Annotated in this window: 13 protein-coding genes; 3 read left to right on the plus strand and 10 right to left on the minus strand. The window is 73.4% G+C overall.

Translation table 11 applies throughout. The features are described from left to right. Window positions 1-42 precede the first annotated feature (42 nt). From BLQ67_RS06610 to BLQ67_RS06640, 7 genes are all read right to left on the minus strand, one after another. Complete coding sequence (locus tag BLQ67_RS06610) at window positions 43-630, minus strand: hypothetical protein (RefSeq protein WP_092503559.1); 588 nt, start codon at window positions 628-630, stop codon at window positions 43-45. A gap of 42 nt (window positions 631-672) precedes the next feature. Then, window positions 673-1,518: a transglutaminase family protein gene (locus tag BLQ67_RS06615; protein WP_092503561.1), complete on the minus strand. Its 846-nt coding sequence runs from the start codon at window positions 1,516-1,518 to the stop codon at window positions 673-675. Further along, complete coding sequence (locus BLQ67_RS06620; RefSeq protein ID WP_092503563.1) at window positions 1,515-2,444, minus strand: alpha-E domain-containing protein; 930 nt, start codon at window positions 2,442-2,444, stop codon at window positions 1,515-1,517. The genes BLQ67_RS06615 and BLQ67_RS06620 overlap by 4 nt, the downstream gene beginning before the upstream one ends. Continuing rightward, complete coding sequence (locus BLQ67_RS06625) at window positions 2,438-4,087, minus strand: circularly permuted type 2 ATP-grasp protein (protein WP_092503565.1); 1,650 nt, start codon at window positions 4,085-4,087, stop codon at window positions 2,438-2,440. The genes BLQ67_RS06620 and BLQ67_RS06625 overlap by 7 nt, the downstream gene beginning before the upstream one ends. A 246-nt stretch (window positions 4,088-4,333) precedes the next feature. Further along, a complete protein-coding gene (locus tag BLQ67_RS06630) occupies window positions 4,334-5,200 on the minus strand; it encodes a hypothetical protein (RefSeq protein WP_092503567.1) in 867 nt (288 codons plus the stop codon). Window positions 5,201-5,239: 39 nt separating this feature from the next. Next, window positions 5,240-5,839: an NAD(P)H:quinone oxidoreductase gene (gene wrbA, locus BLQ67_RS06635; RefSeq protein ID WP_092503569.1), complete on the minus strand. Its 600-nt coding sequence runs from the start codon at window positions 5,837-5,839 to the stop codon at window positions 5,240-5,242. An 81-nt stretch (window positions 5,840-5,920) separates the two neighbouring features. Then, window positions 5,921-6,340, minus strand: a complete 420-nt coding sequence (locus BLQ67_RS06640; RefSeq protein WP_092503571.1) for a hypothetical protein — start codon at window positions 6,338-6,340, stop codon at window positions 5,921-5,923. Window positions 6,341-6,388: 48 nt separating this feature from the next. Here BLQ67_RS06640 and BLQ67_RS06645 point away from each other — a divergent pair, with 48 nt between their 5' ends. The 3 genes from BLQ67_RS06645 to BLQ67_RS06655 all read left to right on the plus strand — a co-directional run bounded on the left by BLQ67_RS06645 (window position 6,389) and on the right by BLQ67_RS06655 (window position 9,098). Next, a complete protein-coding gene (locus tag BLQ67_RS06645; protein ID WP_092503573.1) occupies window positions 6,389-7,147 on the plus strand; it encodes an inositol monophosphatase family protein in 759 nt (252 codons plus the stop codon). 2 nt (window positions 7,148-7,149) lie between these two features. Beyond that, window positions 7,150-7,776: a class I SAM-dependent methyltransferase gene (locus BLQ67_RS06650; RefSeq protein ID WP_092503575.1), complete on the plus strand. Its 627-nt coding sequence runs from the start codon at window positions 7,150-7,152 to the stop codon at window positions 7,774-7,776. 98 nt (window positions 7,777-7,874) lie between these two features. Continuing rightward, window positions 7,875-9,098: an alpha-hydroxy acid oxidase gene (locus BLQ67_RS06655; RefSeq protein WP_092503577.1), complete on the plus strand. Its 1,224-nt coding sequence runs from the start codon at window positions 7,875-7,877 to the stop codon at window positions 9,096-9,098. Window positions 9,099-9,161: 63 nt separating this feature from the next. Here BLQ67_RS06655 and BLQ67_RS06660 read toward each other — a convergent pair whose 3' ends face one another. From BLQ67_RS06660 to BLQ67_RS06670, 3 genes are all read right to left on the minus strand, one after another. Next, window positions 9,162-9,962, minus strand: a complete 801-nt coding sequence (locus BLQ67_RS06660) for a hypothetical protein (protein WP_092503579.1) — start codon at window positions 9,960-9,962, stop codon at window positions 9,162-9,164. Between the two features lie 355 nt (window positions 9,963-10,317). Then, the gene (locus tag BLQ67_RS06665) at window positions 10,318-11,664 is read right to left on the minus strand and encodes a sensor histidine kinase (RefSeq protein WP_231945189.1); all 1,347 of its coding nucleotides are present in this window, start codon (window positions 11,662-11,664) and stop codon (window positions 10,318-10,320) included. Further along, window positions 11,657-12,334, minus strand: a complete 678-nt coding sequence (locus tag BLQ67_RS06670; RefSeq protein ID WP_092503581.1) for a response regulator transcription factor — start codon at window positions 12,332-12,334, stop codon at window positions 11,657-11,659. Before BLQ67_RS06670 ends, BLQ67_RS06665 begins: the two co-directional genes overlap by 8 nt. Window positions 12,335-12,528: the final 194 nt, after the last annotated feature.

A 12,528-nucleotide genomic window follows, 5' to 3' on the forward strand; every position in this document is an offset into this window, starting at 1 on the left:
GTGGAGGCGCTGTGCGGCGGGCGCCGCGATCGCGTCCGCGGGTCAGCCGAGGGCGTCGATGCCGACGATGTCGATGGGCTGCTGCGTGCGCGCGCGTCGTTCGGCCAGCGCCGACGACGCCCGCAGCAGCGCGGCGCCAACCGGCGCAGCGACCGCGCCGACGGCGATCGCGGCGGCCGTCGACGCTGCCGAGAGCCTCGCGTCGTCGAGCGCGCGCGACGGCATGGCGAGCCAGCCGGTCGCCGTGCCGACGAGCACGACGACGAGCAAGGTCAGCGCGACGGCGTCGCGCACGGCACGCCGTGCGTCGGCGTCGCGCCTGCCGAGCACGCCCCAGCCGACGATGCAGCCGATCGCCACGAATGCGCATCCGACGAGCACGAGCACGGCGAGCTCCACGCCTCGACTCGCGAGCTCCAACGGCAGCGCCGTCGGATCCCAGGGAGCGTCGCGGCCCGACAGGAAGTTCAGAGGGAACGGACTCTCGGCCGCCGCGACGATCGTGGCGGCGATTCCCACCGCGAGCGATGCGACGCCGACGCCCGCCCCGGCGAAGGCTCCGACGACGGCGCCCGCCGCGAGATCGCGCGCGAGCGGCGGACGCGGACGGGGTGCGGAGTCGTCGGACATGCCGCGACGCTATGCATCCCGACCGAGCGCGCGCTGCGAGCCCTACGACTCCTTCGTGATCTCCACCGTCACGAACAGCTCCGACCCGCCCGCGCCCGCGTACACGCCGCGCAGCGGGGCGACGTCGGCGTAGTCGCGGCCGTAGCCGACCTTGACGTGCCGCTCGCCGATGTCGATGAGGTTCGTGGGATCCCACGCCGTCCAGTCGCCCGTGAACCACTCGACCCACGCGTGGCTCTCGCCCACGACCGTCTCGCCGATCTGCGCGTTCGGCTTCGGGTGCAGGTAGCCGGACACGTACTTCGCAGGGATGCCGACGGCGCGCAGCGCGCCGATCGTCACGTGCGCGATGTCCTGGCAGACGCCCTTGCGCTTCGCCCACGCCTCGTGCGCGTTCGTGTGCACGTGGGTCACGCCCGACATGTACTGCATCTCCTCGCCGACGTAGCGCGCGATCGCCGCGGCGGCCTCGCCGGGCGTCTCCGTCTCGTCGACGAACCGCCTCGCCGTCTCGACGAGGTCGTCGAGCGGCCGCGTGCGGTCGGTCTGGCCCAGCTGCTCGACGTACGGCGTCGCGCGCTTCGACACCTTCGCGAGCTGCTCCCACGTGATGTCGTGCCCGCCCGTGAGGCGGGGACGCACCTCGACGAGGCTCGTCGCCGTGAGCTGCAGCTCGGTGTGGGGCGAGAGCACGTCGAACGACGTGACCGTGGTGCCCCAGTAGTCCTCGTACGTGTTCACCGACGTCGACGGACGCACGTCGAGGTTCGAGTAGATGACGAACTGGCCGTCGCTCGTCGACGGCAGCATGCGCGCCTCGTTGTACGACGCCACGGCGGGCGCCTTGTAGCGGTAGCCGGTCGTGTGCCGGATGCGGATGCGGCTCATGCTCGCTCCCCCACCCACGCGGGCAGGTTGTGCGTCGGGAAGTACCGTTCGCGCACCGCCTCCGACACCGTCGTGGTGGTCGTCTGCACCTGGTCCATGACGCTGGCGAGGTCGTCGATGATCTCCCCGATCGGTCGGAACTCGAGCTCGGCGCGCACCTGGCCCAGCATCCGCTGCGCCGAGTCGCCGTAGCCGACGCGCTCGTGGCGCGGCTCGATGTCGCGCAGGCACTGCTCGGCGCGATGCACGCTGAAGAGGATCGAGCGCGGGAACAGGCGGTCGAGCAGCAGGAACTCGGCGGCGTTCGTCGACGACGGCACGCCGCGGTACGTGCGCAGGTACGCCTCGTACGCGCCGACCGAGCGCAGGATGGCCGTCCACGACGGGCTCGCATCCTCGGTCAGCGCACGCGTGGCGAGCAGGCGGGCAGTCATGTCGGCGCGCTCGAGCGAGCGGCCGAGCGTGAGGAACGACCAGGCGTCGTCGCGGCTCGCGGTCGAGTCGGCGATGCCCGTCGCGAGCGCCGCACGCTCGCGCACCCATCCGAACAGCTCGTGCACCTTCTCGCCCGACACCCGCCGCGGCATGCCGGCGTGCGTGGTGTTGAGCACCTCCCACAGCTCGGTCGAGATGATCTCGCGGGCGCGGCGGGCGTTCTCGCGGGCCGCGTTGACCGAGTAGGCGATGGACGCGGTGTCCATGCGGTCGATCGCGAGCGACGTGATGACGTCGCCGCGGCGCAGGGTGCGCTCGGGCGGGGCGTCGCTGCCCATGACGCCCAGCAGGGCGCGGCAGGCGGTGTCCTCGTCGACGAACGTGTCCTCGAGCAGCAGCTGCAGGTAGACGTCGAGGATGCGGGCGGTGCCGTCGGCTCGCTCGATGTAGCGGCCGATCCAGAAGAGGCTCTCGGCGATGCGGCTCAGCATGCTGCGCCCCCTTCCTGGTCGCGCCCGGCTTGCTGCTGCTGCTCTGCCTGGCGGTTCGTGCCGGCATCCTGCGGGCTCTGATCCTGCGGATGCTCGTGGCCGGCGATGATCGAGATGGGCCGCGTCATCGGCTCGCCCGAGCCGCCGAACTCGGCCTCGACGTCGTCGTACGGCGCCGGCTCGCGCGGGTCGCCGAGCACCCACGTGTCCTTCGACCCGCCGCCCTGCGACGAGTTCACGACGAGCTGGCCCTCGGGCAGCGCGACGCGCGTGAGGCCGCCGGGCAGCACCCACACGTCGTGGCCGTCGTGCACCGCGAACGGACGCAGGTCGACGTGGCGGGGGCGCATGCCGTCCTCGACGAGCGTCGGGATCGTCGACAGCTGCACGACGGGCTGCGCGATCCAGCCGCGCGGGTCGGCGATGAGTCGCTGGCGCAGCTCGTCGAGCTGCTCCTCGGTCGCATCCGGGCCCACGACGAGCCCCTTGCCGCCCGAGCCGTCGACGGGCTTCACGACGAGCTCGTGGAGCCGATCGAGCACCTCGTCGAGCGCACCCTCGTCCTCGAGCCGCCACGTGTCGACGTTCTTGAGGATCGGCTCCTCGTTCAGGTAATAGCGGATGAGCTCGGGCACGTAGGTGTAGACGAGCTTGTCGTCGGCGATGCCGTTGCCGACCGCGTTCGCGATCGTCACGTTGCCGAGGCGCGCCGCGAGCATGAGCCCCGGGCTGCCGAGCATCGAGTCGGGGCGGAACTGCAGCGGGTCGAGGAACTCGTCGTCGACGCGGCGGTAGATGACGTCGACGCGCTGCGGCCCCTCGGTCGTGCGCATGTAGACGCGGCCGCCGCTCGTGAACAGGTCGCGGCCCTCGACGAGCTCGACGCCCATGAGGCGTGCGAGCAGCGTGTGCTCGAAGTACGCCGAGTTGTAGACGCCCGGCGTGAGCACGACGACCGTCGGGTCGTCGACGCCGGCCGGCGCGCTGAGGCGGAGCGCCTGCAGCAGCCGGTCGGGGTACTCGCCGACCGGGCGCACGCGCATCGACGAGAACATCTCGGGCAGCGTCTGCGCGATGACGCGACGGTTCGAGATGACGTACGAGACGCCCGACGGCACGCGCACGTTGTCCTCGAGCACGCGCCACTCGCCATCCTGGTCGCGGATGAGGTCGATGCCCGACACGTGGATGCGCACGCCGTTCGCGCCCACGACGCCGGCCGCCTGGCGGTGGAAGTGCGTCGACGACGAGATGAGCGCCGCGGGGATGATGCCGTCCTCGACGGCGCGCTGCGGCCCGTACATGTCGGCGAGGAACGCCTCGAGCGCGAGCACGCGCTGCCGCACGCCCGACTCGACGTGCGCCCAGTCCTCGCTCGTGATCACGCGCGGCACCGCATCCAACGGGAACGGCCGCTCCTCGCCCGCGAAGTCGAACGTGACGCCCTGCGCGAGGTACGAGCGCGCGAGCGCGTCGGCGCGTCCTCGCAGCTCGGCCTGCGTCATCTCGCCGAGCGACGCGTGCACGTCGGCGTAGGGAGCGCGCGGGGTGCCGGATGCGTCGAACATCTCGTCCCACGGGGTGCCTTGGCGCTTCGGCGGATTCGCGAAGGGCTTGTCGTAGTCCTCGAACAGGTCGCCCATGTCGCGAGCCTACCTAGGCATCTGTTTCCGGCTCGTGACGGTGCGAAGAAGGGTGTGGATGGGGTATCCGCGCGTGGGGCACGGGGCGCATCGGCGCGTGCGGTGCTCGTGAGCGGAGACGCGTGTGCGCATCGCACGTGCCCGCCCTCTCACGAGCACTTCGTGCGGCACGAGGTGACGCTGAGCGCGGCTTGCCGTGCGATGTGCAGGTGAAGCCGCGCTCAGCGTCACCTCGCGCCGGCGGCGTCAGCCCACGCGCGCCTCGACGCCGATGCGGTCGCCCGCCGTGAGCGTCACGTCGGTCACGCGCACGCCGGGCGGCAGCTGCGCGGCCAGGTCGATCGGCTTCGCGGTCGCCTGCTCGACCTTGCCGCGCACCGCGGCGAGCAGGCCCGCGACGATGACGTTCGACGACGTGATGCGCAGGTCCTCGACGTGCACCTGCAGGGCGTCGTCGACGCGCAGGGTCGCGCTCGCCGACGCGGGGGCGCCGAGGAAGCCCTTCTTGATGCGGGCGGTGCCCTCCGCCCGCACGGTGCGGGGTCCCTGCGACGTCAGCTGCACGTCGAGGTCGGCGAGCGTCACGCCCTGCTCGGCGAGCGCAGCCTCGGCGACGCGGCGCACGGCATCCACGGTCTCGGCCTGCGGCGCCTCGATGCGCACGTGCCCGCGCACGGGATTCGCGGCGTCCTGCTCGGCCACGTCGATGCCGACGGTGCCGTCGTCGACCACCTCGACCCAGCGGATCGCGATGCCCTCGAGCGTGATGCCCACGTCGACGGGCACGCCCTCGACGTGCATCGGATGCGCGCGCACGGTGAGCGAGCGCAGCGTGCCGCGGTCGGTCTCGCGCACGTCGGCGTCGCGCGTCGGCACGAGGTCGGAGGCGCCGGTCTCGTCGCCGAAGAGTCCGTCGAACGACAGCCCGGTCGCATCGAGGTCGAGGGAGACGTCGGCGCCGTCGACCTCGGCGGTCGCGTGCGTGAACGCCGCCTCGAGCTGCAGCCGCAGCCGCTCGGGGGCGTCGGCGACCGCCGCGGCATGCAGCCGTGCCAGGAGGTCGGCGCCGGTGGCGGGGCGCGGGGCGGGGCCGAGGTTCAGGTGCTCGCTCATCGTGCCCAGGGTAGGCGGCGCGGCTGTGGCATCGTCACCTCAGCCGACGAGCCTCGCGCCGATCTCGGCGAGCCGCCGGCCCTGGTAGCGAGCGGCTGCGAGCACCTCGTCGCTCGGCGGCGCTCCGTCGGGTCCCGTCGCGTGCCCGGTGCCGTACGGGTTGCCGCCTGCGGCGTACAGCAGGTCGTCGGTGTAGCCCGGCGGCACGATGACGCAGCCCCAGTGGTAGAAGACGTTGTTGAGGGCGAGGATCGTCGACTCGATGCCGCCGTGCTGGTTCATCGCGCTCGTCCAGCTCGTCACGGCCTTCCCCGCCATGACGCCCTCGCCCCACTGCTTCGACGCGGAGTCGAGGAACTGCTTCAGCTGCGCCGCAGGCAGGCCGAAGCGCGTCGGCGTGCCGAAGGCGTACGCATCCGCCCACTCGAGGTCGGCCAGCGTGACCTCCTCGACGGTGGGCGCCACCTCGTCGACGTGGCGGCGCCACTCGGGGTTCGAGTCGATCGCCGCATCGGGCGCGAGCTCGGCGACCCGACGGAGGCGCACCTCGGCGCCCGCCTCCTCCGCCCCGGCTGCGATCTCCTGCGCCAGGCGATGGTTCGTGCCCGTCGACGAGTAGTAGATGACGGCGACCTTCATGGATGCTTCCCTTCGTCGGACGTCCACCGTGCCCAGACGTCGGCGGTCGCGTCGACCGGTTGCGCCGATGGGCTTCGTCGGTCAGGCGCTCGGATGCGTCGCGAACGGCCAGTCGGCCGGGTAGGCGTGCGGCACGGCGACGACCTGCACGTCGTCCTCGTAGGTGATGCGTCCTGGCGTCGACGTGCGCAGCTCCATCCATGCCACGCCGTGCCGGTCGAGCAGCGCGAGGTACGGCTCGCACATGAGCAGGAGGTGCAGGGCGGATGCGCGGAACCACGCACGGGCGCCCGGATGCAGCACGGGGTCGTAGCAGTCGGGCGCGACGGTCGTCGGGTCGACGTACGCAGCGGTCGCGCGGGCGTTCGCCTCGCGCAGCCACACGACGTCGTCGTGCGGCAGGTGGCCGGCGTCGCGCAGGCCGTTCGCGAGCGCGAAGACGCCGGGATGGCGCCCGTGGCGGTTGGGTGCCGCGCTCTGGAATCGCACGAGCCCCGTCATGCCGCGATCGTACGGGCGCGGCGGCCGAGCCCCTCCTAGGCTGGCGGGGTGACCGACGCATCCCTCGCCGTCCGCCTCGTGACCGACGCGGGATCGCTCGCGGCCCGCATGCGCGCGGAGGGGCTCGAGGCCGAGTTCAAGACGTCGATCTCCGACGTCGTGACGGCCGCCGACCGCGCGGCCGAGGACCTCGTGGGCGCGGCGCTGCGCGACGAGCGGCCCGACGATGGCGTGCTCGGCGAGGAGGGGGCCGCCGCCGAGGGCACGACCGGCCGGCGCTGGGTCATCGACCCCGTCGACGGCACCTACAACTTCCTGTCGGGCCTCTCCTACTGGTGCAGCGCCATCGCGCTCGACGACGCCGACGGCGTGATCGTGGGCGCCGTGCACCAGCCGATCACGGGCGAGACCTGGGTCGGCGGCCGCGACCTGCCGACGACGCTCGACGGCGCGCCCGTCGCACCGCTCGTCGACCGTCCGCTCGCCGAGGTCAGCCTCGCGACGTACGTGCACCCGACGACGCTCGACGACCCCGACGTGGCCGAGCCGTGGCACGCGATCGTCGCCGGCGCGGCAACCCTGCGGGTGCTCGGCTCGGGCTCGTGCGACCTCGCGGGCGTCGCCGGCGGACGCGTGGGCGTGTGGGCGCAGCACTCGACCGCCGAGTGGGACTGGCTGCCCGGCAAGGCGCTCGTCGACGCCGCGGGCGGCCGCACGGAGGTCGTCGAGCATCGCGGCCACCGCTGGCACGTCGCCGGCAACCGCCAGGCGGTCGCCGAGCTGCTCGACCTGCTGCTCGCGAGCTGATCGTGGCCGACGCAGCCGAGTACGACGCCGTCGCCGACGCGTACGACCGACTGCTGCCCGGCGTCGACGCCGAGCACGAGCGCGACCTCGCGATGCTCGAGGCGTTCGCGGATGCGGCGGCCGAGACAGGCGGCACGGTCGTCGACGTGGGCTGCGGCACGGGCCGCGTCGCCCGCTGGCTCGGCGCACGAGGGCTCTCGGTCGTCGGCGTCGACCCGTCGGCGGCGATGCTGGCGATCGCGAGCGCCGCGCAGCCCGACGCCGCGTTCGAGGTCGGCACCGCCACCGCGATCCCCGCGCCCACGGCATCCGCCGCCGGCGTGCTCGCCTGGTACTCGCTCATCCACGTGCCGCCCACCGAGCTCGACGCCGCCGCGGCCGAGCTCGCCCGCGTCGTGCACCCCGGCGGCGTCGTGCTCGTCGCCGCCCAGTCGGGCGAGGGGATGCGCACGATCGCCGGCGCGTACGGCACGGACGCGACGCTCACGGCGTGGGCGTACGACGCCGCGACGCTCGCCGCGGCGCTCGAGGCCGAGGGCCTGGTCGTGGAGGCGACGCTCGAGCGCGAGCCCGAGGGCCGCGAGCGCATGCCGCAGGCGGCGGTGCTGGCGCGGCGTCCGCTGCGCTGAGGCCGTCACCCGGTTCCCACCGCACGTCGCACGACGTCATCATGGGAGCAGCGGCGCCCCGACCCGAGCGCCGCCGCCGACCACGACGGAGGAGTCCGATGGCCCGCCAGTCCCCGCTCGACACGATCGCCAAGATGGTCGACCTGTCGATGCTCACGAATCCCGCCGAGACGCGGCTCGCGAAGGCGTCGAACATCTGGGACCTGCGCACGATCGCGAAGAAGCGCACGCCGCGCGGCCCGTTCGACTACACCGACGGCGCCGCAGAGGACGAGATCGGCATCGCTCGCGCCCGGCAGGCCTTCCAGGACGTCGAGCTGCACCCGACGGTGCTCGAGGACGTCACGAACGTCTCCACCGGCTGGGACGTGCTCGGCCGTCCGTCCGCCTTCCCGCTCGCGATCGCGCCCACGGGGTTCACCCGCCTCATGCACACGGCTGGCGAGCCGGCCGGCGCCCGCGCCGCCGCCGCGTACGGCATCCCGTTCACGCTCTCGACGCTCGGCACGACGTCGATCGAGGACACGCGCGCCGCATCCCCGCACGGTCGACTGTGGATGCAGCTCTACATGATGAAGGAACGGTCGCGGTCGATCGAGCTCGTGCACCGCGCGAAGGCGGCGGGCTTCGACGCGCTGCACATCACCGTCGACACCCCCGTCGCCGGTGCGCGGCACCGCGACAAGCGCAACGGCATGCAGTTCCCGCCGCGCCTCACTCCGACGGCGATGCTCGACGCCGCGCCGAAGGTCGAGTGGTGGTGGTCGTTCCTCACGGGCGAGCCGATCGAGTTCGCCGCGATCTCCGAGTGGGACGGCACGGTCGCCGAGCTGCTCGACACGATGTTCGACCCCTCGGTCGACTACGACGCGCTCGCCGAGGTGCGCGAGGCGTGGGACGGCCCGATCGTCGTCAAGGGCGTGCAGTCGCTCGCCGACGCCAAGCGACTCGCCGACCTCGGCGTCGACGCCATCACGCTCTCGAACCACGGTGGCCGCCAGCTCGACCGCGCTCCCGTGCCGTTCCTGCTGCTGCCGGAGGTGGCTCGCGAGGTGGGCGGCGACCTCGAGGTGCACCTCGACACCGGCATCATGTCGGGCACCGACATCGTCTCGGCCATCGCGCTCGGCGCCCGCTCGACCATGGTCGGCCGCGCCTACCTGTACGGCCTCATGGCCGGCGGGCAGGCGGGCGTCAACCGCGCCCTCGCCATCCTCACCGACGAGATCGCCCGCACGATGCGCCTGCTCGGCGTCGGCTCGCTCGAGGAGCTCGGTCCGCAGCACGTGACGCAGCTCGAGCGGCTCGTGCCGCGGCGGTAGGGCACGCACGCGACGAGGGCCCGCGACCGGATGGTCGCGGGCCCTCGTGCGTGGATGGGTGGATCAGTCGTCGACCGAGATGACCGACAGGTCGTCGGCGAGCTCGACGTCGACGTCCTGGTCGCCGCCGAGGTCGACCTGCACCTCGTACGCGTGGCTGTCGTCGTCCTCGGCCTCGATCTTGTCGACGGTGCCGCCGCCCGCAGCCGCGATCGCCGCATCGACGATGGCGGAGACGCGCGACGTGTCGATGAGCCGCTCGTTCGTCGAGTCGTCGTCGTCCTGCTGCACGAGCGAGTCGCGACCGTCGGCGTACACGCGCACCTCGACCTCGGTGCCGTCGGCGAGGCGCACGTCGACCTTCCAGCCGTCGCGCTCGACCTCGATCGACGTCGCACCCTCGCCACCCGCGGCGGCGACCGCTGCGTCGATCGCGTCGACGAGCGCGGTGCCGGAGGCGAGCTGATCGGGGTTCACGGGCGCCATCGTGCTCGTGCCGCCGTCGTCGGAGCCGCTGCCGCCGTTGCCGCCGTCGTCGTCGCCGGGCTGCGTGGGGGCGGGCGCGCTCACCATGGGCGCCGTCGTGGCCGGCTGCGTCTGCGACTGGTCGTTCGCGTCGTCGAGCGCGTCGGCGACCGAGAGGCCGATGCCCGCGACGGCGAGCACCACGACGGCGGCGCCGGCGCCGATGAGCACGGGCTTGAGGATGCCGCGGCCGCGCTTGGGCGCCTCGTCGGCGGCTGCGGGGTTGGCGATGGGCTGCTGCGTCGTCGCCGCATCGGTGGGCTGGGCCACCGGGTGCTGCGGCGTGGGGTCGTTCGCGCCGACCGGCTGCTGCGGGTCGCGGGGCGTCTGCTCGTTCATGGGTCCCACCTTGCTCGGCGGGTGCTGACGCGGAGTTGAACGATGCTGAACGGGGGTTCAGGAGGGGGATCCAGGCACTGGCGCGATTCGCTCGTCCCTCACCAACCGTGCCGAGCGCTCTCAACCGCTCCCTGAGGTGCGAGCCCGAAGGGCGAGCCTCGAAGGGAGCACCACCACGTGGCGTCGTCGCTCGGGCACCTTTCGAGGCTCGCTTCGCTCGCACCTCAAGGAGCGGTCCTGGGGTCGGCGCGGACTCGGGGCGGAGCGGTCCTGGGGCGGCGCGGACTCGGGGCGGAGCGGTCCTGGGGCGGCGCGGACTCGGGGCGGAGCGGTCCTGGCAGGGAGCGGTCTCGAGTCAGGCGTGCGACGCCGGGAGCTCCAGCACGAAGCGGGCTCCGCCCAAGGGGGAGTCGGCGATCCACGCGTCGCCGCCGTGCGCGCGGGCGACCTCGCGCACGATCGCGAGCCCGAGGCCCGATCCGCCGTCGTCGCGCGCCCGCGCCTCGTCGAGCCGCACGAACCGCTCGAAGACCCGCTCGCGCTCCGACTCGGCGACGCCGGCGCCGTCGTCGTCGACCCACACCATCGCGCGTCCGTCGCGCACGACCGAGCCGAGCGCGATGCGACTGGACGCGTGCCGCATGCCGTTGTCGACGAGGTTGCGCAGCGCCCGGCCGAGCAGGCGCGCATCCCCCGCCACCGGCGCGACGCGGATCGCGGCGCCGTCGACCGTGCGGCCGAGCGCGCGCACGCGCTCGACCTCGGCATGCGCGAGGTCGTCGAGGTCGACGGCCTTCGCCGCCGCCGAGCCGTGCTCGTCGAGGCGCGCGAGCAGCAGCAGCCCCTCGACGATGCCGTGCATCCGCTCGCCCTCGCCCAGCACGACGTCGGCGAGCTCGTCGGGCGTCGTCGCGTCGGGATGCGCCTTCGAGAGCTCGGCGAACTGTCGCATGGTCGCGAGCGGCGAGCGCAGCTCGTGCGACGCATCCGACACGAACCGCTGCCGCGCGCGCACGCCGTCGTCCACGCGGCCGAGCATGCGGTTCATCGTCGCCGCGAGCCGATCGACCTCGTCGCCCGACCCCGTCGTCGGCACGCGTCGATCGAGGGCGGTCGCGTCGATGGCGTCGACGCGGGCGCGGATGCGGTCGACCGGCGCGAGCGCGCGGCCCACGACGATCCACACGACGGTGCCGATGAGCACGAGCGCGAGCGGCACGGCGACCGCGAGCAGCACGGCGGCGGTGCGCACGGCGTCGTCGGCCTCCTGCAGCGAGCGCCCGACGACGATGGTGCCCTGGGTGGTCTCGGCGGCGACGACGACGAAGTGCTCGCCACCGACCTCCGCCTCGGTGGGCGCCGCCGTCGACGGGATCGGCAGCAGCGCCGCATCCTCGGCGTTCACCGTCACGCCCGCGGGCGCGCGCAGCGCCACGAGCACGTCGTCGTCGCGCGCGACGAGCGCCGCGGTCTGGATCGTGCCCGCATCCACGCCCTCCGCGAGCGCCGCCAGCTCGTCGGCGAGCTGCTCGGCGACCGACGCGCGCAGCTGCTGCTCGAGCGTCCACGTCATGGCGAGCGCGCCGACGCCGAACGCCACGGCGACGACCGCCACGGCCGCCGCCGTGATGCGCACGCGGATGGATGCGCGCCGCCGCCGCCGCGGAGCCGACGCGGGCGCGGGGTCGGCGACGTCAGCCACCGTCGGCCGCCAGCCGGTACCCGGCGCCGCGCACCGTCTGGATCGCGTCGCGCCCGAACGGGCGGTCGACCTTGCGGCGGATGCGGCCCACGTACACCTCGACGATGTTCGGGTCGCCGTCGAAGTCCTCGCTCCACACGTCGTCGAGCACCTGCGTCTTCGTCACGGCCTCGCCCTTGCGGCGCATGAGCAGCTCGAGCACGGCGAGCTCACGCGCGGTCAGCTCGACCTCGGTGTCGCCGCGATGCACGGTGCGGGCCGCGGGGTCGAGGCGCAGGTCGCCGGCCTCGAGCACGACGGGCCGCTCGCGGCCGCCGCGACGCACGAGGGCACGGATGCGGGCGACGAGCACGGGGAACGAGAAGGGCTTCGTGAGCCAGTCGTCGCCGCCGGTGTCGAGGCCCTCGACCTCGTCCCACTCGCCGTCCTTGGCGGTGAGGAACAGCACGGGCGTCCAGATGCCCTCGGCCCGCATGGTCTGGCACACGCGGTAGCCGGACATGCCGGGCATCATGACGTCGAGCAGCACGACGTCGTACGCGAACTCGCGAGCCCGCCACAGGCCGTCGACGCCGTCGTGGGCGACGTCGACCGTCATGCCCTCGGCCTCGAGGCCGCGACGCACGCCGTCGGCGAGGCGCACCTCGTCGTCGACCAGCAGCACCCGCATGGCTCGATCCTGGCGCGGATGCGCTGACGCGGGGCTGAACGGCGCGGCCCTGACGTCAGCCGGAGGGATCCTCTCGAGGCTCACTTCGCTCGCAGCTCGAGGAGCGGGCTCTGGACAGGGTGCCCATATGGAAGGTGCGCTCCCCACGTCGCTCCCTGAGGTGCGAGCCCGAAGGGCGAGCCTCGAAGGGTTCC

Origin of the sequence: Agrococcus jejuensis, assembly GCF_900099705.1 — a bacterium.
Classification (GTDB): domain Bacteria; phylum Actinomycetota; class Actinomycetes; order Actinomycetales; family Microbacteriaceae; genus Agrococcus; species Agrococcus jejuensis.

Excerpts from the sequence above, each read along its gene's own strand:
- BLQ67_RS06620 (WP_092503563.1), bottom strand. The coding sequence starts at position 2,444 with ATGCTGAGCCGCATCGCCGAGAGCCTCTTCTGGATCGGCCGCTACATC.
- BLQ67_RS06625 (WP_092503565.1), bottom strand. The coding sequence starts at position 4,087 with ATGGGCGACCTGTTCGAGGACTACGACAAGCCCTTCGCGAATCCGCCG.
- BLQ67_RS06670 (WP_092503581.1), bottom strand. The coding sequence starts at position 12,334 with ATGCGGGTGCTGCTGGTCGACGACGAGGTGCGCCTCGCCGACGGCGTG.
- BLQ67_RS06630 (WP_092503567.1), bottom strand. The coding sequence starts at position 5,200 with ATGAGCGAGCACCTGAACCTCGGCCCCGCCCCGCGCCCCGCCACCGGC.
- BLQ67_RS06615 (WP_092503561.1), bottom strand. The coding sequence starts at position 1,518 with ATGAGCCGCATCCGCATCCGGCACACGACCGGCTACCGCTACAAGGCG.
- BLQ67_RS06660 (WP_092503579.1), bottom strand. The coding sequence starts at position 9,962 with ATGAACGAGCAGACGCCCCGCGACCCGCAGCAGCCGGTCGGCGCGAAC.
- BLQ67_RS06610 (WP_092503559.1), bottom strand. The coding sequence starts at position 630 with ATGTCCGACGACTCCGCACCCCGTCCGCGTCCGCCGCTCGCGCGCGAT.
- wrbA (WP_092503569.1), bottom strand. The coding sequence starts at position 5,839 with ATGAAGGTCGCCGTCATCTACTACTCGTCGACGGGCACGAACCATCGC.
- BLQ67_RS06655 (WP_092503577.1), top strand. The coding sequence starts at position 7,875 with ATGGCCCGCCAGTCCCCGCTCGACACGATCGCCAAGATGGTCGACCTG.
- BLQ67_RS06640 (WP_092503571.1), bottom strand. The coding sequence starts at position 6,340 with ATGACGGGGCTCGTGCGATTCCAGAGCGCGGCACCCAACCGCCACGGG.